This window comes from Lentzea sp. NPDC051213 (assembly GCF_044455585.1).
GTDB lineage: Bacteria > Actinomycetota > Actinomycetes > Mycobacteriales > Pseudonocardiaceae > Lentzea.
Genome location: NZ_JBITEX010000002.1, coordinates 486,179 through 505,698, shown reverse-complemented (window position 1 = coordinate 505,698; position 19,520 = coordinate 486,179). Strand labels below are relative to the sequence as shown.

The following is a 19,520-nucleotide window of genomic DNA, read 5'->3' as shown; positions in this document are numbered from 1 at the left end:
TTCGGGTCATCAGTCAGTAATTCAGCAACTTCAGCAGAAGTTGCTAGGGCCGTGGTCGAGCGCGTGCAACGTGGGTGATCCGCTAGGTTCTCCGCCTTGACGCGTGTTCGGGGAGGAGACGCGAATGTCGGAGTTGCTGGCCGGACTGCTGCGCGGTCCGGCGGCCGAGCTCTACCAGCGGTTGCTGCGAACGGGCGAGTTGCGCGTCTCGGACGATCCAGAAGTGGCCTCGTCGCCCGAAATGGACGAGTTGGTGGAGGCTGGGTTCGCGCGCCGCAGGTTCGTCGGCGAACCGGTGATCGTACCGGTCGAGCCGTCGCGGGCGGTCGACCAGGCGTTGATCAGCGTGCAACGGCAGGTGCTCGAGCAGCACCGCATGATCGTGCGCGTGCGCGAGCAGATGCAGGTGCTGCAAAAGGAATACGTCGCCGGCGCGGATCGCGACGACTCCGCGGTCCGCGTCTACACCGACCCGGCGGAGATCGGCGCGCTGTCGGTGGAGCTGTGCCTCTCGGCCGAACGCGAGTTCTCCAACCTGGAGACGGAGCACTACCGCAACCCGCCCGACGGCCGGTCGGCGAAGGTGCCGCCGGCCGTCGTGCTCGAACGCGGGGTCAGGTTCCGCAACATCTACGCGCGGCCGGTGCTGGACCTGCCGTTCGCCGGCGAGATGGTCCGCCGCTGCACGGAGGGCGGCTGGCAGCTGCGCGTGGCCCCCGAACTGCCGATGAAGATGGTCCTCGTCGACGACCGCGCGGCGCTGCTCCCCCTCGACCGCACGGGGATGGAGGGTGCCGTGCTGGTCAGGGCACCCGTCATCGTGGCCGCGCTGCGCGGGTACTTCGAGATGCTGTGGAACCAGGCGCTTCCGTTGCAGGACAACGGGGTGGAGAGCAAGTTCTCGGCCAACCAGCGCACGGTGCTGCGGCTCATGATCGGCGGCATGACCGACGCCGCGATCGCCCGCCACCTCGACGTGAGCGAACGGACCGTGCGCCGGCACATCTCCGCCGCCCTCGATCTTCTCGGGGTCGACAACCGGATCACGGCGACCGCGATGATCGTGCGTGACGGCTGGCTCGACTACTAGTTGCCAGGTTTGCCCGGTCCGGTGCACTGCCATTCGACCGGACCGGTGCCGTGTTCGACGTAGCCGCCGGCGAAGATCTGCCGGTACCCACCGCCGGTCTCGTCGTCGGCACGCCAGGCGCGGTCGAGCTTCTCGCACTTGACCGGGAGCAACAACGCCAGCCGGCCGGCGGACGTGAGCGCGAAGGCGGAGTTCGGGTACCGCTGCTGCAGGTCGAACGGCACGAGCCGGCCCCGCTCGACGCCCGGCGGCACGGAGATGCGGAAGCTGGTGGTGGCAAAGCCCTCCGGCCAGACGTGCACGACGTCGCCGAGGCCGGTGCCGTCGATGCCGATGAACCCGTCACGGGTCTGGCCGAGCAGCGCACTCGCCGGTGGGAGCGTTCCCACCACGCTGGTGCGGCCCCAGGTGTCCGTGCCGTCCTGCCAGCCCAGGTGCACCCACTTGCGCACCTTCCCGGACGGTTCCGTGCCGTAGATGACGCCCGGCTCCGCGGAGGTCAGCGAGGTGACCGTGCTCCAGTCGATCCAGGCACCGATCCGCTGCCACGACTGGAGATCACTCGACCACTGCAGGACACCGGCGTCGACCCGGTAGTAGACACCGGTTCCGTGCACGGTGCCGGACCAGAACGCCTGGGAGACCTCGCCCCAGCCAGAGGTCGCCACGACCCGTTCGCCGGCCCAGCGCGACACGGTGCGGTTGGCCTCGAGGCAGAACCCGTGCTCGACGAGTCCGCCCGTGGTCGTGATGGCGTAGACCTGACGCTCCCACAACGAGCACGGCTCGCCCGGATCGGCCACCGCGGGTCTGATGAACAACGTGGCCAGGCCCACCACGACGGCGAGCACGACTTTCCGCAATCCCATGGAGTTTCCCTCGAAAACGTAGGCAGCGCGCACAACCTACGCAGACCAGCCCGGAGAAAGAACACCGCGGAACGACCGGATCCGGCCAATGACCGAACCCGGTCACCGCCGCTGGCCGGTAGCGGCCATTGGCCGCTCGTTCCCTTACGCAGCACGGAATCCGCTGCCTAACGTGGCCACACCCCAGTCGGGGAACACTCCACACCAGTTGGGAGCACCACCAATGCACAACAGACTCGTCCGCGGTCTCGCCGTCGCCGCCGGCCTGGCGATCACGGCGCTGGCGGGCATCTCCGCACCGGCCGTCGCCGCACCGGCGGCGGGCTCGGTGCCGAACACCGTTGCGGCCGCGGCCCTGCCCGGCGCCTTCTACGCCGAGGCGATCATCCGCAACAGCGGCAAGTGCGTCAACGTGGCGGGCGGCTCGAGCGACAACGGCGCGTGGATCCAGCAGTACCGCTGCGACCGCACGCCCGCCGCGAAGTTCCTGTTCCTCTCCAACGCCGACGGCTACTACGAGATCTCGAACCAGAGCAGCCGCAAGTGCATCGACATCGAGCACGGCGGCTACTGGAACGGGGCCCGCACCCAGCAGTTCAACTGCAACGGCAGCTTCACCCAGCAGTACCGGCTGGTGGACCTCGGCAACGGCTACTACAACTTCGTCAGCCGGTTCAGCGGCCGCTGCGTCAACGTGCCGTGGGGCAACACCGACGACCGGGTGGTCATGAACATCTGGGACTGCATCCCCGGCAAGGCGGAGCAGCAGTTCCGGCTCAACATCGGCTGAGTCCTGCTCGTCGCGGCAGGGCCGGGTGCGGACGGCACCCGGCCCGGCCGTGCCGCGGGTCGGGTTCGAGATTCAGGACCGCCGGTAGAGCTCGTCGATCTCCTCGGCGTACTTCTCGGTGATCGGCCGCCGCTTGAGCTTCATGGTCGGGGTGAGCTCGTCGCCGCCCGGCTCCCAGCTCGCGGGCAGGACGGTGAAGTTCTTGACCTGCTCGACGCGGGACAGCTTTTCGTTGGCCTGCTTGATACCTGCCTCGATCAGCGCGTGGACCTCGGGGTGCCGGGCCAGGGCGGCCGGGGAGGAGTCGGGCAGGCCGGCCTTGGTGGCGTAGGCGGCGCAGGCGTCCGGGTCCAGGGTGAGCAGCGCGGTCACGTAGGGCCTGTCGTCGCCGATGACGACGACCGCCTGGGCGAGCGGCACGGCGACCTTGATGGCGCCTTCGATGTTGGACGGGCTCATGTTCTTGCCCGCGGCGTTGATGATCAGTTCTTTCTTGCGGTCGACGATGCGGACGTAGCCGTCGGCGTCGATCGTGGCGACGTCGCCGGTGTGCAACCAGCCGTCGTGATCGACGGCCTCCGCCGTCCTCTCGGGATCGTTGCGGTAGCCGCGCATCACCAGCGGTCCGCGGACGAGCAGTTCGCCGTCTTCAGCGACCCTGATCTCGGTGCCGCCGGGGACGACCGTGCCCACGGTGCCGATGCGGATCGCGTCCGGCGGGTTCGCGATCGCGGCGCAGGACGTCTCGGACATGCCCCAGAGTTCGCAGACCGGGACGCCGAGGCCGAGCATGAAGGCGAGCGCGTCCGGTGCGATTCCCGCGGCTCCGCTGACCGCGATCCGGACGCGGTCGAGGCCCATCCGGTGCCGGAGCTTGCTCAGGACGAGCCGCTCGGCGAGCGCGTGCTGGGCGGTGAGCAGCGGGGGCACCGGCTTGCGGTCGGACCTGAGGCGCGCGACCTTGATCCCGGTGCTGATCGCCCAGGTGGCGAGGCCGCTCTTCACCTTGCTGGGCTCGGCCGCGAGAGCCGCTTCGACCCCGGCCTTGATCTTGTACCAGACCAGCGGAACGGCACCGAAGACCGTCGGCCGCACCACCGGCAACGTACCGACGAGCTGCTTGTGGTCGGGGATCGTGATGATCTGCGTGCCGTGCGCGAGGTTGGTGTAGTGGGCGCCCCACCGGTTCGCGATGTGGGCGTCGGGCAGGTAGGACACGATGCTGTCGTCGAAACCGGCCCGCACGATGCTCGCGACCGCGCCGAGTTCGGCGAGCAGGTTCGCGTGGGTCAGCTCGACCCCTTTCGGCGGACCGGTCGTCCCGGACGTGTAGATGATCGTCGCGATGTCACCCGGCTCGACCGCCTGCCACGCGGCGTCGAAGTCGAAGCCCTCGGACGTCAGCGCCGCCACCTGGTCCAGGGTGACGGCGTCCTCGACGGCGCCGTCGACGCAGATCAGGTGCTCGACCTGCTCGTCCGGATCCGCGGCCCGGAGCCGACCGGCGAACTGCGCCTCGCAGATCGCGATCCTGTTCCGCGCGTTGCCCAGCAGGTGGGCGATCTGGCCGGGTGCCAGGGTGTTGTAGATCGAGAACGGCGTGGCGCCCAGGTGCAGGGCGGCGCAGTCCACGAGGTGGAACTCCGGGCGGTTGGTCATCATGATCGCGACGGCGTCGCCGCGGCGGACGCCGAGTGCGTGCAGGCCTTCGGCGATGCGGCGGACCCGCTCCGCGTAGCCCGCCCAGGTGATGGCGACGGCGTCGTCCGCGGTGCGCAGCGCGACCTTGCCGGGGTGCGCGACTGACGTGTTCTGGAACGCGGCGCAGAGCGTGTGCGGCATGGGTTCGGTCATCGTTCCTGCCCCGTGATCGCGGTGAACATTCGATGGCAGCGGGCGAGCATGTCCTGAACGGTCTGGTCGGGGTGCGCGAGCCACCAGCGCACCAGGGCGGAGAGGACGCTGAGCCAGACCTCGGTCGCCGCGGTGATGTCGTCGGCGTCGGTGAGGCCGTTGGCCAGGGCGCCCTGGCGAACACCGATGATCGCGGGCGCGGCCACCAGTCGCCGGTGATCGCGGAGCTTGGCGGCGACGGCGGTGCCGGACGGGACGGTGGTGTCGTAGAGCAGTGACCAGTCCTGCGGGCGCGGCGCCAGCGCGGTGAACATCGCCTCGAGGACGACGAACGCCGCGTCGACCCCCGGCGCGACGTCGACGAGCGCGGCTTCGACGTGGGTCACGATGTTGGCGCTCGCGCGGGCGAGGCACGCGGCGAACAGGTCGTCCTTGGGGCCGAAGTAGCTGTAGACGAGGGGCTTGGTGATGCCGGCCGCGGCGGCGACGTCCGACAGCGACGTCGCGACGAACCCGCGCTCGGCGAACAGGCTCGTGGCGGCGTCGAGGATCAGCGCCTCACGTTCGGCGCGGGGCATTCCTTTCGTGCCTGCGACCGCGGCCATGTCGTCCTTCCCAACCGATATGACCACACGGTAACTTACCCAGATGGCACATAGCAACGGTTCTCCCGCCCTGTACCGCGCGGGAGAAGGCGCTCCCTTGCTGCTGCTCCACGGCGCCACAGGCACGTGGCAGCACTGGAATCCGGTGCTACCGGGCCTGAGTGAGCGCTACGAGGTCATCGCCCCGACGCTTGCCGGGCACTACGGCGGCCCGCCGCTGCCCGGCGGTGTACGCACCCTCGCCGACATCGCCGACGCCCTCGAACGGCAGCTGGACGAGCTCGGGATCGGGGCCGTCGACATCGCCGGGAACTCACTGGGCGGGGCGCTCGGCATCGTGCTCGCCACGCGTGGCCGGGCGCGCAGCGTCGTCGCCCTGTCCCCGGCATGTGGGTGGGATCCGGGCGATCCCCTCTCGGAGCACGTTGCCCGGTTCTTCGAGAAGACCGTGCAGCGCGCCCGCCTGGCGCTTCCTCTCGCACCATTGGCTTTCCGCGCCGCGGCCACCCGCCGGAACGCGTTGCGGCACATCGCCCGCCACGGGGAACGGACCACCCCGGCCGAGGCCGTGCACATCCTGCGCGCCGCCGCGCGCTTCACCCACCTGTCCGACCTGACCCGCGCGTTGCGCACCAGCGAGGACGCGCTGCCGCAGCACCTGGACAAGATCACCGTGCCCGTCCTGCTGGCGTGGGCCGAACGCGACTGGGTCCTCCCGCACGCCTCCGCCGCGACCCGCTACCGCCGTGAGGTTCCCGGGGCCGAGTTCCGGCTGCTGCCCGGCACCGGCCACGTCCCGATGTGGGACGCCCCCGAGCTCGTCATGTCCACCGTGGACGACTGGATCACGCACGCCGAACCGCTGCCGGAAGAACGGCTTTGACACACTTGCCCGATGGCACTGGGATACGTGTTCGCTGTGCTGGCGACGCTGGCGTCCGGCAGTGGCTCGATCCTGGAGTCCATAGGTGTCCGGCGGGCCGGTGTGTACGGCGGCGCGTCCGTCGACCTGATCGCGCTGCGGCACCAGTGGATCTACTTCCTCGGTCTCGGCGTGGACGTGCTGGGCTTCGTCTTCGCGGCCGCGGCACTGCACCGGCTGCCGTTGTTCCTGGTTCAGTCGTTGCTCGCGTTCAGCATCGGGGTGACCGCCACGATCTCCGCCTTCCTGGGCACCCGCCTGGTGGCGGCGGGATGGGGTGCGCTGAGCATCGGCGCGGCCGGCCTGGTCCTGCTCGGCGTCTCCGCTGAGCCCGGTCCGGCCAGGGACCTGCCGCCGCAGTGGCGGTGGATCCTGGCCGGTGCCGTGGTCCCGATCGCGGCCATCGCCGCATTTTCCAGGCACCGCAACGAGAAGTGGGCGGCACCGGCGCTGGCGTTCGGCTCCGGTCTGGGCTACTGCGTCGTCGGCATCTCGGCGCGGACACTGACTGTCCCGGACGATGTATGGCGACTCGTGCTGGAACCGACGGCCTGGACCATCGTCCTCAACGGATTCGCCGCCGCCGTGTTGTTCGCCATGGCCCTGCAGAAGGGCGGTGCCACCACGGTCACCGCGATCATGTTCACCACCAACACGGCCGTGTCCTCGCTCGTCGGACTGACCTACCTCGACGACCGGGTCCGCGTGGGCTTCGCCGTCCCGGCGGCCGCGGGGTTCGCCCTGGCGATCGCGGGAGCGATCGCCATCGCCCACTACGCGGCCACCGGCCGGCCAGTCGGTGACCCACAACCGGCCGCCGGCTGATCACTGCGTATCAGCTGGCGGATGTTCCGGTCGTGAACCTGGGTCGGCGGCTGTTACTCCGTTAGTGTGACGGCGACTCGTCACCCGAGCGGGGAGGGAAGCCGGCGCCATGTCGTTCGTCGCCCGGAAGGCGGAGCTGCGCGCGATCGAGGACCTGCTCCGTGCGGCAGCGGACGGGTGCGGTGGCGCCCTGGTGGTGGCCGGTGAACCGGGGATGGGCAAGTCCGCGCTGATCGACACCGCGACCAGCGACCTCGACGACTGGCTGGTCCTGCGTGCGAGCGGCACCGAGTTCGAGCGCGACCTCCCGTACGCCGCTCTGCACCAGCTCTGCACGCCGGTGCTCGGGCACCGCACCGACCTTCCCCTGGTGCAACGGCAGGCGCTCGAGTCGGTGTTCGGTCTCGGCGGCGAGACGGCGCCGAACCCGCTGATGATCGGCCTGGCCGTGCTGGGGCTGTTGCACGAGCTGGCCCAGAGCCGGCCGGTGTGCTGCGTGGTGGACGACATCCAGTGGATCGACGCGGGGAGCCGGCAGGTGCTGTGCTTCGTCGCGCGCCGCGTCGCCGCCGAACGGATCGCGCTGGTGCTCGCCGAGCGGAGCCAGGCCACTGAGCCCAGGGTCACCGATCTGCCGCACCTGTGGCTGTCCGGCCTGGACGACGCGGACGCACGGGTGCTGCTGCACTCGACCCCGAGCTCCGGCCTGGGCGACGAGGTGCTCGCCCGGATCCTGGCCGAGGCCGGTGGCAACCCGCTGGCGCTGCTGGAGTTCCGCCGGTCGACCGGGCCGCTGGGCCTGCCCGGCGGGGACGACCGGTCGCGGGCCACCGTGGTGGACGCGCTGGAGGCGCAGTTCGCCCGGCGGGTGCAGGCGCTGCCGCCCGCCGTCCGGTCGCTGGTGGTGCTCGCCGCCGCGGAACCGGTCGGCGACATCGGCCTGGTGCGCCGCGCGGCGCACCTGCTCGATCTCGACCCGGCCGGCCTGACCGCCGCGGAGGACGAGGGCCTGCTCACCTTCGGGCCCCGGCTGCGCTTCCGCCATCCGCTCGTGCGGTCGAGCGCCTACAACTCGGCCACCCCCGGCACCCGCAGGCGCGTCCACGCCGCGCTCGCCGAAGCCACCGACCAGGACACCGATCCCGACCGCCGCGCCTGGCACCGGGCGCACTCGGTGGACGACACCGACGAGGAGGTCGCGGAGGAACTGGTCCGCGCCTCCGCGCGGACGCAGCGGCGCAGCGGGTTCGCCGCGGCCTCGGCGTTGGTCGAGCGCGCGGCGGAACTGACCCCCGACCCCGGTGACCAGGGCAGGCGGCTGCTCTCGGCGGCCAAGGGCAGGCTGCAGTCGGGGGCACCCGCACGGGCCCGCGAACTGCTCGCGGAGGCCGAACGCCGACCGCTGCGACCACGGGACCGCGCCGAGGTGCGCCTGCAGTACGCCCTGATCGACCTCCACGTCGCCCGCAGCCCGGAGGCCACCGTCGCGCTCGTCGACGCCGCCGCCGACCTGCCGCCGGACAGTGCGAGGAAGGCCTACATCGAAGCCTTCTCGTCGGCCATGTTCATCGACCGCCTGCCGGGGCGCCTGCGGCGGCTCGGCGCCCGCATCCGCGACCAGGCACCGCCGCCGACCGAGCCACGCCCGGTCGACCTGCTGCTCGACGCGTTGCTCGCCCAGGTGCTGCTGCCGGTCGAGGAAGCGGTGCCGGCCATGCGGCGCGCGGTGGCCGCGTTCCGCACGGTCTCGTGCCCGCGGTGGATGGAGCTCGCCTGCATGATGGCGCTCGACCTGAAGGACGACGAGTCCGCCCAGGCGATCTCGGCCCTCCAGGTGCGGCTGGCGCACGAACAGGGTGCCTACGCCGTGCTGTCCCAGGCCCTGCGGTTCCAGGCGCTCGCCAAGATCATGCTCGGGCGGTACTGCGAGGCGGCCGCGCACATCGAGGAAGCCTGCGCGGTCGACGAGGCGGTGGGCACCGTCAGCCTCGCGTTCGGCGAACTCATCCTCGCCGCCTGGCGCGGTGACGCCGGCCTGGTCGAGGAGCTGCGGAACTCGCTGGTCGAACGCGTCGGCCGCGCCGAGGTGGTCGCCGAGCTCTACGCGACCGCGGTGCTGCGCAACGGACTCGGCGACTACGCCGCGGCGCTGGAGGCCCTGCTCACCGCCCAGGCGCAGGAACAACGCGGTTCCTACGTGGTCTGGGGCCTCGACCAGGAGCTCGTGGAGGCGGCAGCACGCACCGGTCGTCCGGAGGTGGCCGCCGCGGCCATGGTCCGGCTCGAAGCCGTGGCACGCGTCGGGCGCAGCCTCAGGGCGGTCGGTGCGTACCTGGTCTCGCAGGCACTGCTCGATCCGGTGTCGGAGGACACCGAAAAGCACTACCGCGAAGCCATCGACGTGCTCGCACTGAGCGAAGCACGGGTGTACTACGGCCGTGCGCGCCTGAACTACGGCGAGTGGTTGCGCCGCGAAGGCCGGCGCGCCGAGGCCCGCGTCGAGCTGGAGGCGGCGTGTGACGCGCTGACCGCGGCCGAGGCGAGCGCGTTCGCCGAACGGGCGGCCCGCGAGCTGCTCGCCACCGGGCAACGCCCGCGCCGGGACGGGACGAACCCGCTCGATCTGCTCACCGCCAGGGAACGGCTGATCGTCGGCAAGGTCGCCGCCGGCGCGACGTCCAAAGAGGTCGCCGCGACGCTGTTCCTCAGCCCGCGCACGGTCGACACCCACCTGCGCAACATCTACCGCAAACTCGGCGTCTCCTCCCGCCGCCAGCTGCGCGAACTCCCGCTCTGAGCGTTGCGTAGGCAGCTGACCTACGTAGTTGTCACCGACGCGACCGCGTGCGCGCCCGTGGAACTCTCCCTGCGTTGACCCCAGTCGAGCAGGAGCCTTGTGATGACCTCTCCCACCACCGGTCGCGTGCGGCGGCAGATCGGCTGGGCCGCGGTCGCGGTCTCCGCCATCGGCATCGCCGTGTTCTCCGCGCAGAGATACATCCGCGGTGATGCCGAGCTGCTGAACAACCTCGGGGTCCCGTACTACGTCTCGACCGTGATTCACGCGATGCCCGCGAGCCTGGTGCTGTTCATCGGGCCGTTCCAGTTCTCCGCCAAGCTGCGCGCCCGCAACCCGAAGCTGCACCGCGTACTCGGCCGCGTCTACGTGGTGAGCATGATCTTCGCCGCGGTCGCGGCGACCGTGCCCGCGGTGTTCTCCGAGGGCGGCGCTTCCGTGCAGGTCGGGTTCTTCCTGCTGACCTTCGCCTGGCTGTACACCCTTTTCCAGGGCTACCGCTCCATCCGCAACGGACAGATCCAGCTGCACCGCATCTGGATGATCCGCAACTACGCGTTGACCTTCGCCGCCGTCGTACTCCGCCTTCTCATCCTCGGCGGCTTCGTCCTGCAGATCCCGTTCCCCTCGCTGGCGTTCCACGAGATCTACAACGCGGCCGTCTGGGGCTCGATCACCCTGTGCGCGGTCTTCGCCGAGTACTTCATCATCCAGAAGACCCTCGCCCCGCTGGTGCGCAAGCGGGAGCGCGCGCCCAGCGGAGCGCGATGAACGTTGCGTAGCAGCCGATCTACGTAGTTCTCACGGACGCGGCATCGCCGGAGCCCGTGTAATTCTCCCCGCGTTGACCCAGCCGAGCAGGAGTACTTGTGATGACCTCACCCGTTTCAGGTCGCGTCCGGCGGCAGATCGCCTGGGCCGCGGTCGCCGTCTCCGCCATCGGCATCGCCGTGTTCGCGGCGTTCCCCTACCTCGGCGGTGACCCGGCGCAGAGCAGGATCCCGCTCAACGACGGCGTCGCGTACCACTACCTGTCGGTCGTGGTGCACGGCATGCCCGCGTGCCTGGTGCTGTTCATCGGGCCGTTCCAGTTCGCCGCCAAACTGCGTGCCCGCAACCCGAAGCTGCACCGCGTACTCGGCCGCGTCTACGTGGTGAGCATGATCTTCGCGGCGGTCGCGGCTCTCGTGGCCGCAACGTTCTCCGTCAGCGGCGCCTCTGTGCAGTTCGGGTTCTACCTGCTGACCGCCGCCTGGCTGTACACGATCTTCCAGGGCTACCGCTCCATCCGGGCGGGACAGATCCAGCTGCACCGCATCTGGATGATCCGCAACTACGCCTTGAGCTTCGCCGCGGTCGCGCTCCGCATCTTCCTCGCCATCGGCCTGGCTCTGCAGGGCGTCTGGCCCTCCCTGCCGTTCCACGAGATCTACAACGCGTCCGTCTGGGGCTCGATCGCCGTGTGTGCGGTCGTCGCCGAGTACTTCATCATCCACAAGACCCTCGCCCCGCTGGTGCGCAAGCGGCAGCGCACCGCACCCGCGCCCGAACCGGCCGGGGTCAGCGGCTGAGTGAGCTGTGGTTCAGCGGAACAGGAGACGCTGGCGGCAGCTCGGTGTGGTGCGGTCGTAGTAGCGCCCCACCCAGCTGTCGTCGGCGCGCAGGAACGCGACCTCGTCGGACTTGCCGAGTTTCTGGTGCAGGTAGCGGAAGTAGTAGTGGTTGAAGATCCGCATGAACTCGCCGAGGTAGACGTCCGCCACCCTGGTGTCGCCCTGGATCACGAGCATGTTCTCGTCGTTCTCCCGCACCGACGGGTCGCTGAAGTTGCCCGACCCGGTGATGACCAGCGGGGTGTCGCCGAGCGGATCGATGAGCATGAACTTCGTGTGGCTGTACCGGACGTGGGTGTTGAGACCGGTCAGGTGCTCCTTCGTCCACCGGTCCAGGATCTCGGTGGTGAGCAGTGACCCGACGGCGACCTTCACGTCGTGGTCGAGGCGGAAATCGACGTCGTCGTCGCCCGGTGGCTTCTCCACCACGAGATAGCGCAGCACGTCCGACTCGGGCCGGAGCGCCTCGGCGAGCTTCTCGTGCACCCCGAACGCCGCGGTCAGGAAGAAGGACCGGCGCGCGCTCGCCACCTGCGCGGCGTACCAGTCGATCAGGTCCAGCGTGGTGCGAGGGCTGAAAACGCACCCGATTCCCGTCGCGGGCGGCGTGGACGGTGTCGGGCCGGCAGCGGTGTTGGCGGGACGAAGGGCCGGGTAGGCGGGATCGTCGGCGAGCCGCGTCCAGAAGTCGAGGTAGGCGGCCGCGACCGCCGGATCGCGCAGCAGATGGCCCACATTGGACTGTCCGAACAGGCCTCCCCAGGTGATGTTCGTCGACCCGGTCCAGACCGCCTGCGGCACGTCGTTGTGCAGCAGCACGAAGAACTTGTTGTGGGAGATGGAACTGTTCGTCTTGCGCGGAATCATGTGTGGCGGCACGAAACCCGCTGCCGTCACCGCGGGTTCGGTGCTCTGCCAGACCTTCTTCGGATCGACGCTCTCCTTGCCGCGCCGGTCGTAGACGATCCGGACGTCGACGCCGCGGTCCATCGCCGCTTTGAGGGCTTCCAGCACGGGCGGGTAGTTGAACTCGTAGACCGATCCCCGCAGTGCGAAGCCGGGGCCCTCGGCGGAACCGATGAACGCCAGCAGGGCTTCCTCCAGCCCTCTGGACAGCCAGTCGTAGGCCGGATCGGTCCGGTCGTTCTCCCGCGGCCTGTGGTCCGGGAACTCCCGCTCGTACGCCTGGCTCGCCGCCACGCCGCGGTTGAAGTGGATCGCGTGCGTTCCCTGGTCGACCGGCTCCGTCTGCACGTCGACCGTGACCTCGTGCCGTTCCTCGAGGTTCTTCGGCTTGCCGTACAACGCGACGACGCGGTAGCTGTAGCGACGACCGGGTTTGGCGGTGTAGTCGCCCCACTGGAACGACTGCACCGGATGCTCCCGCAGGCTGACCGGGATGCCGCGCGGGACACCGACTGAGGTCTCCTCGAACACCTTCATGCCACGCAGCCAGTAGCGTTCCTTCTCGACCGGGTCCCACCGCTCGATCGCGAATCCGAGCAGTCCGCGGGAGCTCCGCTTCGCCAGGTCCAGGCCCAGCAACACGACGTAGGTACCCGCGATCGCGTGGACGCTCAACGGACCGTCGGATTTTCTGGTGCGCATAGTTGTTCCTCACCACGCAAGGACCTGCACCAGTGAGTCGGTCCACGTGGGACCCGCGTTACGAGATCACCGAGCTGATGCTCGCCCGGCCGATCGGCTGACCCCTGTCGCCCTGCCCCGGACCCGGCGGGTCCGGGGCAAGGCCGCACACCGGTCTCAGCGCCCGTTGTCGACCGTCCCAGCCGAGTCAGTGCGCACCGCCTCCGCCAGGCCCACGGCGATGCTCTCGAGCCAGGCGGTCGTCGGCTCGACGTCCCGCCCGAAGGTCACTCCCGCGTGGTCGGTCTTGGCGGTGAGAGCGGCGATGTACAGCTTGGTGACCTGAAGCCAGATCACCGCGTCGGCACGACCGGCGAGCCGGACCCGGCCGCCCCTGGACGGCAAGGTGGACAGCACGTGTGTCACCGCCTCCCGGACCTCGGCCAGGCAGCGCGCCTCGCTCCACGCGAGCATCCAGCTCGGCTCCGACGTACCGAGACGCTCCCGCAGGATGGCGATCAGCCGGTTGTCGGTCGTGGCCGCGCCGGGAAGCTGAACCACCTGCTCTCCCAGCATCATCGACGTGTACGAACCAGCACGGTGGTCGAGCAGTTCGAGCAACGCCTCGGCGTACCCCCGCAGCACCTCGACCTCGTACTCGTCGAAGACGCCGATGAACTCCTCGCCGAAACGATCCCAGCAAATCACCACTCCAGTAGGCCGGAACCACCGCGAACCATCGACACCGCCGGGCCGGGTGCGCCCTTTGGTCCCCTCACGCTGCCCGGATGTCCTTTCATGGCACGGAAAGAGACCGCGACAGCACGCCCGTCGCGGTCTCGAACCAGCACGGACAGCCGGTCAGTCGGTCGTCGCCAGCGCCGCCACCGGACTCACCCGCGCCGCCCGCCGCGCGGGCACGAAACCCGCCACCGCGGCGATCACGACCAACGCCCCGACCACCACGCCCAACTGCCCGAGCGGCAACGTGAGCGGCACACCGATGTTCAGCGCCGAGATGGCCAGCCACGCGAACGGCACGCCGAGCAGCAGTCCCAGTGCCGCGCCGATGGCGCCGTACAGACCCGCCTCGCTGGTGATCATCACGCGCACCCCGCCCCGGCCGAGGCCGAGCGCACGGAGCAGGCCGATCTCGCTGGTGCGTTCGTGCACCGACAGGACCGTGGTCGTGCCGATCCCGACCACCGCGATCAGCACGGTCAGACCGAGCAGGCCCAGAGCCACCGCCAGGAGAGCCGACACCTGTCCCGTGGCCTGGGTGCGGAGGTCGGCCAGTGTGCTGACCTCGGCGTCGGCGACAGCGCGCTTGACAGCATCGCGGGCCGCGTTGAGGCCCTTTTCGCCTGAGGCAGCGGCGTTGGCGAGCACCGCGGGACCCGAGGCACCGAGCCGGTCGAGATCGCCGGGAGTCAGCACCACTCCGCTGGAGAACGGGCCGTTCAGGGGCAGGATCGCCCGCACGGTCACGGAGACCTCGCCCGTCTCCGACCGCAGGGTGGTCCGGTCGCCCCTGCCGACCTGCAGCGCGGACGCGGCCCACTCGGCGAGCACCACCTCACCCGGCTGCGGCGCTCCCTGCGCGGGCAGGATCGCGCGCAGAGCGGGAAGGGCGGTCAGGTCGAGGTCCAGCGCGGTCGCGTCCTGCTGACCGAGCCTCACGTGCGTGGTGCGGAACGTGGTGACGTCGGCCAGCGCAGGGTCCTTGCGGAGTGCGGTGACCGCCGACGCACTGATGCCCGACCGGTCGTCCTGCCCCGACACGATCAGGTCGGCGGGTGCCCTGGTGGCGAGCTTGCCGTCCAAATAGGACATCAGCCCGCTGGTTCCGACGACCGTGGCGACGATCAGCGCCACCCCGAGCGCGACGACCACGGCCACGCCCGCCGCTCGTCGTGGCGCGCCACCGACACCGCCCACGGCCAGCCGCCCGGTCGCGCTGTACCTGCGCAGCGGCCAGCTCACCGCGGCCAGCACCGGACCCACCACCACCGGGCCCAGCGCGATCAGCGCGCCGAACGCCGCGGTGGCCGCGAGCACGAGCTGGATCAGCGCACCGTCGGAGTCGAAGTCGGCCTGTCCTGGTTCGGGCCGGGTGGCCACGAGGTACGCGATGAGACCCACCGCGGCGACGGTGAGCAGCAAGCCCACCACCAGCCGCGGCGCACTGATGCGCCCTTCCGCCGACAGCGTGCTGGAAGCGCGGAACGCCTGCAGTGGCGCGGCACGCGAGGCCTTGAACGCAGGCGCGGTCACCGCGCAAACGGTCAGCAGCACGGCGCCGATCACAACACCGATCGCCGTCCCGGTCTGGAACTCGGGGGCCGGCAGCGCGGTGCCCAGATACCTCGCGCCGACGGACGCGGCATAGCTCGCGCCCTGCGCCGCCAGCACACCGATCGCACCGGCGACCAGGCCGACGACGGCGCCCTCGACGAGCAACGCGCGGGTCAGCTGGCCGGGCTGGGCACCGATCGTGCGCAGCAGAGCCAGCTGCCGCATTCGTTGCGCGAAGACGATGCGGAACGTGGCGGTCGCGACGAGAGCGGCAGCTCCCACCGAGACCACGACGAACATCGCGATCAGCGCGAAGACCCGTTCGACGGGCTTGGCGGCCTCGCGCACCTCCATCGACCGCATGGCCTGCCCCGACCGCACGCTCAGCGCCCTGGTCCCCTCGCGGGCGAAACTCGCCCCGAGGTCACTGATCAGGCTCTGGGCATTCGTGGTCCTGATGTCGATCCTGGGGTACTCCCCCGGGTTGAAGCTCAGCCCGGCCGCCACCACGTCCGGGGCGTACGCGCGTTCACCCGGATCGGCCGGTCCGTCCACGACGCCGGTCACCACCACCGCGCCCTTGTCGAGGGTGATCCGGTCGCCTGCCCTGACCGCGAGCCTGCCCGCGGTCCGGCTGTCGACGGCGACCTGCCCGGGACCGGTCGGATAAGAGCCGCTGACCAGCCGGATCCGGGACAGGGGGCCTGATCCGGGGTCAGCGACGACTGTGAGGTTGCTGCGGTCGGCCGCCTTGATCCGGAGGCTGGCCTCGACCCGGCCGACGGCCTCCACGACGCCCGGCGTCGCGCGGATCCTGGCCAGTTCCTCGGCGGTCAGCCCGTTCACGCCGACGGTCGTCACCACGACGTCGGTCGCGGGCGGCGTCGTGCTCAGGGCGTCGGCGGTGGCCCGCAGCGCGACGTCCTGGGCCAGGAACGCCCCGAACACCAGGAAGCACGCGATGAGCACGGACAACCCGGTCAGCAGGAGCCTGCCCGGCCTGCGGGCGATACCGCTGAGCTGCGTGCGCACCACGGTCGCGTTGACGAGCTTCATCGCACACCCACCTGTGACCGGTGGGCGCGCAGAGCGTCGGGCCGCGGTTCGTAGAGGTCCGCGACGATCCGGCCGTCCCCGACCATCACGACTCGATCGGCGCGTGCGGCGGCCTCGGGGTCGTGGGTGACCATGACGACCGTCTGCCCGAGCTCGCGCACTGAGGTGCGCAGGAACCGCAGCACCTCGTCGCCGGAGCGGGAGTCCAGGTTGCCGGTCGGTTCGTCGGCGAACACCACTTCTGGCCGGGACACCAGTGCCCTGGCGAGCGCCACGCGCTGCTGCTGGCCGCCGGAGAGCTCACCCGGCCGGTGGCTGAGCCGGTCACCGAGCCCGAGCACGCCCACGACGTGAGCGAAGCGCTCCCGGTCGACCGGCCTGCCCGCGAGGTCGAGCGGCAGGGTGATGTTGCGCTCGGCGGTGAGCTGCGGCAGCAGGTTGAAGGCCTGGAAGACGAACCCGATCCGGTCGCGGCGCACCGCGGTCAGCTGTCGGTCCGACAGCGCGGTGATGTCCGTGCCGCCCACGACGACCCGGCCGGACGTCGGCGCGTCGAGGCCGGCCAGGCAGTGCAGCAACGTCGACTTGCCGGATCCGGACGGACCCATGATCGCGGTGAACTCACCGCGGGCAAATCCCACGCTCACCCCGTCGAGTGCACGCACCCCGGTGACGTCATCACCGTAGATCTTCACCAGATCGTGCGCCTCGACGGCGAAATCCGATCGCGAGAAACTCATGTCCTCGTTCCTCACGGCTCAGAAGTCGTAGGCGGGAATGTTCAGCACGCGATGGCCGCGGCAATGCCCGTTCGCGTTCTTCACCACCTCGTCGTACTGCTCCCTGGTGGGCGCTGGGGACTGCTTGGTGACCGTGTTGACCCGCCAGGCGATGTACCTGCCGACCTCGGTGCTGATGCCGCTGCTCTTCGGGTCCTCGAACTGCGTGTACCGGACGTTGCGGATCTCCACCTCGAGCGCCTTGGCCTTGTCCGGCTCGGCCGGCACCTGGACGACCTTGTCGAGCAGCTGCTGGGCGAGGTCGCAGTCGGCCTTCGACGCCTGCGTCGGGCCCCGCCAGATCTGCCAGGCGTAGGTCACGCCAAAGCCGACAGCACCGACCACCACGATCGCGGCGAACGTGAAGGCGATCAGTCGCACGGTTTTCTTCTGCTGTGGCGTGCTCATCGAGAATTGTCCTCCGGGAATGCGTTGAATTGCGATGGCCAGAATCCTGCCAACGCAATGCCACCGGCACATCGGACCCGAGTCGAAGATTCACACCGCCCTCGACCGGTACCTGGGTACTAGACGGCGGCCGGCGCCCCGGTCATCCGGCCGAGTCAGCCCGACGGGCGCACGAGCCCCGTCTCGTAGGCGAACACCACGGCGTGCACCCGGTCGCGGAGCCCGAGTTTCATCAGCACCTTGCCGAAGTGGCTCTTCACCGTCGACTCGGAGACGAACAGCCGCCCGGCGACCTCCTGGTTGGACAATCCCTCCGCGACGAGCTCCAGCACCTCTCGCTCGCGCTCGGTGAGCCCCGCGAGCCGCTCGTCCACCCTCTTCTCGGCCGAGAGCCGCCCGGCGAACCGGTCCAGCAGTTTCCGGGTGACCCGCGGCGCGACGACGGACTCGCCGGCGGCCACGATGCGGATCGCCTCGAGCAGCTGCTGGGGCGGGGAGTTCTTGAGCAGGAACGCACTCGCGCCGGCCTGCAGCGCGGCGAACGCGTCCTCGTCGGTGTCGAACGTCGTCAGTGCGAGCACCCGCGGTGGGTCCACTTTGGACTGCAGGGTGCGGGTGGCCTCGATGCCGTCCATCACCGGCATCCTGATGTCCATCACCACGACGTCGGCCTCGACCTGGTCGAGCACGGTGAGCGCCTGCCGGCCGTTGCCGGCCTCGCCGACCACCTCCATGTCGTCCTGCGCGGACACCATCATGATGAACCCGGCGCGCACCAGCTCCTGGTCGTCGACCAGGACGATCCGGATCGTCATGCGGAGTTCGCCTTCCTCGGTAGCACGGCATGCACTCGCCAGCCCGATCCCGCTCGTGGTCCCGCGGCGAATCGCCCATTGTGCAGCAACACCCGCTCGCGCATGCCCACCAACCCGTTGCCGCCGCTGGTGCCACCCACAGGTGTCCGTCCGGCGCCGTCATCGGCCACCGAGACCTCGACGGTGTCGTCCAGCAGATCCACCGCGATCTCGACCGACGCGCCAGGACCGGCGTGCCGCAGCACGTTCGTGAGCCCTTCCTGGACCAGCCGGACCACGGTCAGCTCCTCCGCCGCGTCGATCCCGGCGGAGTCGCCGGTCACCCGCAGCTCGACCGCCACATCGGCGACTCGCGCCCGTTCGGCGAGCACTTCGAGCTGGTCCAGGCCGACCCGGCGGGTAGGTGGTGGTTCGTCGGAACCGCCGCGCAGCACGGCGACGATCCGGTGCATGTCCTCCAGCGCGTCTCTGCCGACATCGGCGACCGTGCGCAACGCCTTGCGAGCACCGGCGGGATCCTTGTCCACCACGTAGGTCGCCCCATCGGCCTGCACGATCATCACGGCGAGGCTGTGCGCCACGATGTCGTGCAACTCGCGCGCGATGGCGGCCCGTTCAGCGGCGGCGGCGAGCGCGACGAGGTGGTCGCGCTCCCGTTCGGCGGTGGCCGCCCGGTCCGCGTAGGCCGCCGCCGCGTCCTTGCGCAGCCTCAGCACCACGCTCACCAGCCAGACGACCACGCACAACGCGACGACAGCGCCGAACAGCACGGCGTCCCGGATCGTGTCCCCGACGACCAGCAAGGCGAACAGGAGGCCGACCGCGACCACACCACCCGCCACGTAGGCGGACCGCATCGACTTGCCGTGTGTGACGACGGCGGCCATCGCGACGAGCACCGCGACGTCGTGCACGGACAGATCGCGCACCAGCAGCAGCTGCACCACAGACAGCGCGGACACCACGCCCATGACCAGTACCGGTCTGCGGCGCCGCTCGATGAGCACCACCGCCATGACGAGCCCGATGACCATGGCCTTCGGTTCGGACGTCGGAGCCTGGAGCGCCAGCGACGCGACGACCGCCGCGACCGCCACGTCCAGCAACGTCCACCACCACTGGGTGGGGAACAGCGGGCCATCATCCATGCCGCCCGACACTAGCGGCGTGGCTCAGAACGTGGGCTGGGGAAGTCGGGGCATCGTTCTGAGCCAC

General features: G+C 70.2%; 17 protein-coding genes. 7 read left to right on the top strand and 10 right to left on the bottom strand.

What is annotated here, in order from left to right:
* Nucleotides 1-124 precede the first annotated feature (124 nt).
* Complete coding sequence (locus tag ACIA8G_RS09120; protein WP_396417821.1) at nucleotides 125-1,090, top strand: LuxR C-terminal-related transcriptional regulator; 966 nt, start codon at nucleotides 125-127, stop codon at nucleotides 1,088-1,090.
* On the opposite strand, the gene ACIA8G_RS09115 is transcribed toward ACIA8G_RS09120, so the two are convergent.
* Nucleotides 1,087-1,959 carry a hypothetical protein gene (locus ACIA8G_RS09115; RefSeq protein WP_396417820.1) on the bottom strand — a complete coding sequence of 291 codons (873 nt, stop codon included), beginning with the start codon at nucleotides 1,957-1,959 and terminating at the stop codon, nucleotides 1,087-1,089. The genes ACIA8G_RS09120 and ACIA8G_RS09115 overlap by 4 nt on opposite strands.
* 223 nt (nucleotides 1,960-2,182) lie before the next feature.
* Between ACIA8G_RS09115 and ACIA8G_RS09110 the strand changes: the two genes are divergently transcribed.
* Complete coding sequence (locus ACIA8G_RS09110) at nucleotides 2,183-2,749, top strand: RICIN domain-containing protein (protein ID WP_396417819.1); 567 nt, start codon at nucleotides 2,183-2,185, stop codon at nucleotides 2,747-2,749.
* Nucleotides 2,750-2,821: 72 nt separating this feature from the next.
* Here ACIA8G_RS09110 and ACIA8G_RS09105 read toward each other — a convergent pair whose 3' ends face one another.
* Both ACIA8G_RS09105 and ACIA8G_RS09100 read right to left on the bottom strand, forming a co-directional pair.
* Entirely contained in the window at nucleotides 2,822-4,603 is a 1,782-nt protein-coding gene (locus ACIA8G_RS09105) for an AMP-dependent synthetase/ligase (protein WP_396417818.1), read from the bottom strand.
* Entirely contained in the window at nucleotides 4,600-5,208 is a 609-nt protein-coding gene (locus tag ACIA8G_RS09100) for a TetR/AcrR family transcriptional regulator (protein ID WP_396417817.1), read from the bottom strand. Before ACIA8G_RS09100 ends, ACIA8G_RS09105 begins: the two co-directional genes overlap by 4 nt.
* 43 nt (nucleotides 5,209-5,251) lie before the next feature.
* On the opposite strand from ACIA8G_RS09100, the gene ACIA8G_RS09095 reads away from it, so the two are divergent.
* The 5 genes from ACIA8G_RS09095 to ACIA8G_RS09075 all read left to right on the top strand — a co-directional run bounded on the left by ACIA8G_RS09095 (nucleotide 5,252) and on the right by ACIA8G_RS09075 (nucleotide 11,323).
* Complete coding sequence (locus tag ACIA8G_RS09095) at nucleotides 5,252-6,091, top strand: alpha/beta fold hydrolase (RefSeq protein WP_396417816.1); 840 nt, start codon at nucleotides 5,252-5,254, stop codon at nucleotides 6,089-6,091.
* Nucleotides 6,092-6,103: 12 nt separating this feature from the next.
* The gene (locus ACIA8G_RS09090; protein WP_396417815.1) at nucleotides 6,104-6,955 is read left to right on the top strand and encodes a hypothetical protein; all 852 of its coding nucleotides are present in this window, start codon (nucleotides 6,104-6,106) and stop codon (nucleotides 6,953-6,955) included.
* A 109-nt stretch (nucleotides 6,956-7,064) separates the two neighbouring features.
* Complete coding sequence (locus ACIA8G_RS09085; RefSeq protein ID WP_396417814.1) at nucleotides 7,065-9,752, top strand: ATP-binding protein; 2,688 nt, start codon at nucleotides 7,065-7,067, stop codon at nucleotides 9,750-9,752.
* 102 nt (nucleotides 9,753-9,854) lie between these two features.
* Complete coding sequence (locus tag ACIA8G_RS09080) at nucleotides 9,855-10,523, top strand: DUF2306 domain-containing protein (protein ID WP_396417813.1); 669 nt, start codon at nucleotides 9,855-9,857, stop codon at nucleotides 10,521-10,523.
* A gap of 101 nt (nucleotides 10,524-10,624) precedes the next feature.
* Nucleotides 10,625-11,323 (top strand): DUF2306 domain-containing protein, encoded by a 699-nt coding sequence (locus ACIA8G_RS09075; protein WP_396417812.1) that lies wholly within the window; start codon nucleotides 10,625-10,627, stop codon nucleotides 11,321-11,323.
* Nucleotides 11,324-11,335: 12 nt separating this feature from the next.
* Here ACIA8G_RS09075 and ACIA8G_RS09070 read toward each other — a convergent pair whose 3' ends face one another.
* The 7 genes from ACIA8G_RS09070 to ACIA8G_RS09040 form a co-directional block, all read right to left on the bottom strand.
* Complete coding sequence (locus ACIA8G_RS09070) at nucleotides 11,336-12,973, bottom strand: phospholipase D-like domain-containing protein (RefSeq protein ID WP_396417811.1); 1,638 nt, start codon at nucleotides 12,971-12,973, stop codon at nucleotides 11,336-11,338.
* A 156-nt stretch (nucleotides 12,974-13,129) separates the two neighbouring features.
* Nucleotides 13,130-13,660: a hypothetical protein gene (locus tag ACIA8G_RS09065; RefSeq protein WP_396417810.1), complete on the bottom strand. Its 531-nt coding sequence runs from the start codon at nucleotides 13,658-13,660 to the stop codon at nucleotides 13,130-13,132.
* 153 nt (nucleotides 13,661-13,813) lie between these two features.
* Nucleotides 13,814-16,303 carry an FtsX-like permease family protein gene (locus ACIA8G_RS09060; protein WP_396417809.1) on the bottom strand — a complete coding sequence of 830 codons (2,490 nt, stop codon included), beginning with the start codon at nucleotides 16,301-16,303 and terminating at the stop codon, nucleotides 13,814-13,816.
* Nucleotides 16,300-17,043, bottom strand: a complete 744-nt coding sequence (locus ACIA8G_RS09055) for an ABC transporter ATP-binding protein (RefSeq protein ID WP_396417808.1) — start codon at nucleotides 17,041-17,043, stop codon at nucleotides 16,300-16,302. Before ACIA8G_RS09055 ends, ACIA8G_RS09060 begins: the two co-directional genes overlap by 4 nt.
* Nucleotides 17,044-17,061: 18 nt before the next feature.
* A complete protein-coding gene (locus ACIA8G_RS09050; RefSeq protein ID WP_396417807.1) occupies nucleotides 17,062-17,490 on the bottom strand; it encodes a hypothetical protein in 429 nt (142 codons plus the stop codon).
* Nucleotides 17,491-17,645: 155 nt separating this feature from the next.
* Nucleotides 17,646-18,305, bottom strand: a complete 660-nt coding sequence (locus ACIA8G_RS09045) for a response regulator (RefSeq protein WP_396417806.1) — start codon at nucleotides 18,303-18,305, stop codon at nucleotides 17,646-17,648.
* Complete coding sequence (locus ACIA8G_RS09040; protein WP_396417805.1) at nucleotides 18,302-19,453, bottom strand: sensor histidine kinase; 1,152 nt, start codon at nucleotides 19,451-19,453, stop codon at nucleotides 18,302-18,304. The genes ACIA8G_RS09045 and ACIA8G_RS09040 overlap by 4 nt, the downstream gene beginning before the upstream one ends.
* Nucleotides 19,454-19,520 lie beyond the last annotated feature (67 nt).

What these genes read in the sequence shown, in the direction of transcription:
- ACIA8G_RS09075 (WP_396417812.1), top strand. Translation starts at nt 10,625, where the DNA reads ATGACCTCACCCGTTTCAGGTCGCGTCCGGCGGCAGATCGCCTGGGCC.
- ACIA8G_RS09080 (WP_396417813.1), top strand. Translation starts at nt 9,855, where the DNA reads ATGACCTCTCCCACCACCGGTCGCGTGCGGCGGCAGATCGGCTGGGCC.
- ACIA8G_RS09070 (WP_396417811.1), bottom strand. Translation starts at nt 12,973, where the DNA reads ATGCGCACCAGAAAATCCGACGGTCCGTTGAGCGTCCACGCGATCGCG.
- ACIA8G_RS09120 (WP_396417821.1), top strand. Translation starts at nt 125, where the DNA reads ATGTCGGAGTTGCTGGCCGGACTGCTGCGCGGTCCGGCGGCCGAGCTC.
- ACIA8G_RS09105 (WP_396417818.1), bottom strand. Translation starts at nt 4,603, where the DNA reads ATGACCGAACCCATGCCGCACACGCTCTGCGCCGCGTTCCAGAACACG.
- ACIA8G_RS09055 (WP_396417808.1), bottom strand. Translation starts at nt 17,043, where the DNA reads ATGAGTTTCTCGCGATCGGATTTCGCCGTCGAGGCGCACGATCTGGTG.
- ACIA8G_RS09090 (WP_396417815.1), top strand. Translation starts at nt 6,104, where the DNA reads ATGGCACTGGGATACGTGTTCGCTGTGCTGGCGACGCTGGCGTCCGGC.
- ACIA8G_RS09060 (WP_396417809.1), bottom strand. Translation starts at nt 16,303, where the DNA reads ATGAAGCTCGTCAACGCGACCGTGGTGCGCACGCAGCTCAGCGGTATC.
- ACIA8G_RS09115 (WP_396417820.1), bottom strand. Translation starts at nt 1,959, where the DNA reads ATGGGATTGCGGAAAGTCGTGCTCGCCGTCGTGGTGGGCCTGGCCACG.
- ACIA8G_RS09095 (WP_396417816.1), top strand. Translation starts at nt 5,252, where the DNA reads ATGGCACATAGCAACGGTTCTCCCGCCCTGTACCGCGCGGGAGAAGGC.
- ACIA8G_RS09045 (WP_396417806.1), bottom strand. Translation starts at nt 18,305, where the DNA reads ATGACGATCCGGATCGTCCTGGTCGACGACCAGGAGCTGGTGCGCGCC.
- ACIA8G_RS09050 (WP_396417807.1), bottom strand. Translation starts at nt 17,490, where the DNA reads ATGAGCACGCCACAGCAGAAGAAAACCGTGCGACTGATCGCCTTCACG.
- ACIA8G_RS09110 (WP_396417819.1), top strand. Translation starts at nt 2,183, where the DNA reads ATGCACAACAGACTCGTCCGCGGTCTCGCCGTCGCCGCCGGCCTGGCG.
- ACIA8G_RS09100 (WP_396417817.1), bottom strand. Translation starts at nt 5,208, where the DNA reads ATGGCCGCGGTCGCAGGCACGAAAGGAATGCCCCGCGCCGAACGTGAG.
- ACIA8G_RS09040 (WP_396417805.1), bottom strand. Translation starts at nt 19,453, where the DNA reads ATGGATGATGGCCCGCTGTTCCCCACCCAGTGGTGGTGGACGTTGCTG.
- ACIA8G_RS09085 (WP_396417814.1), top strand. Translation starts at nt 7,065, where the DNA reads ATGTCGTTCGTCGCCCGGAAGGCGGAGCTGCGCGCGATCGAGGACCTG.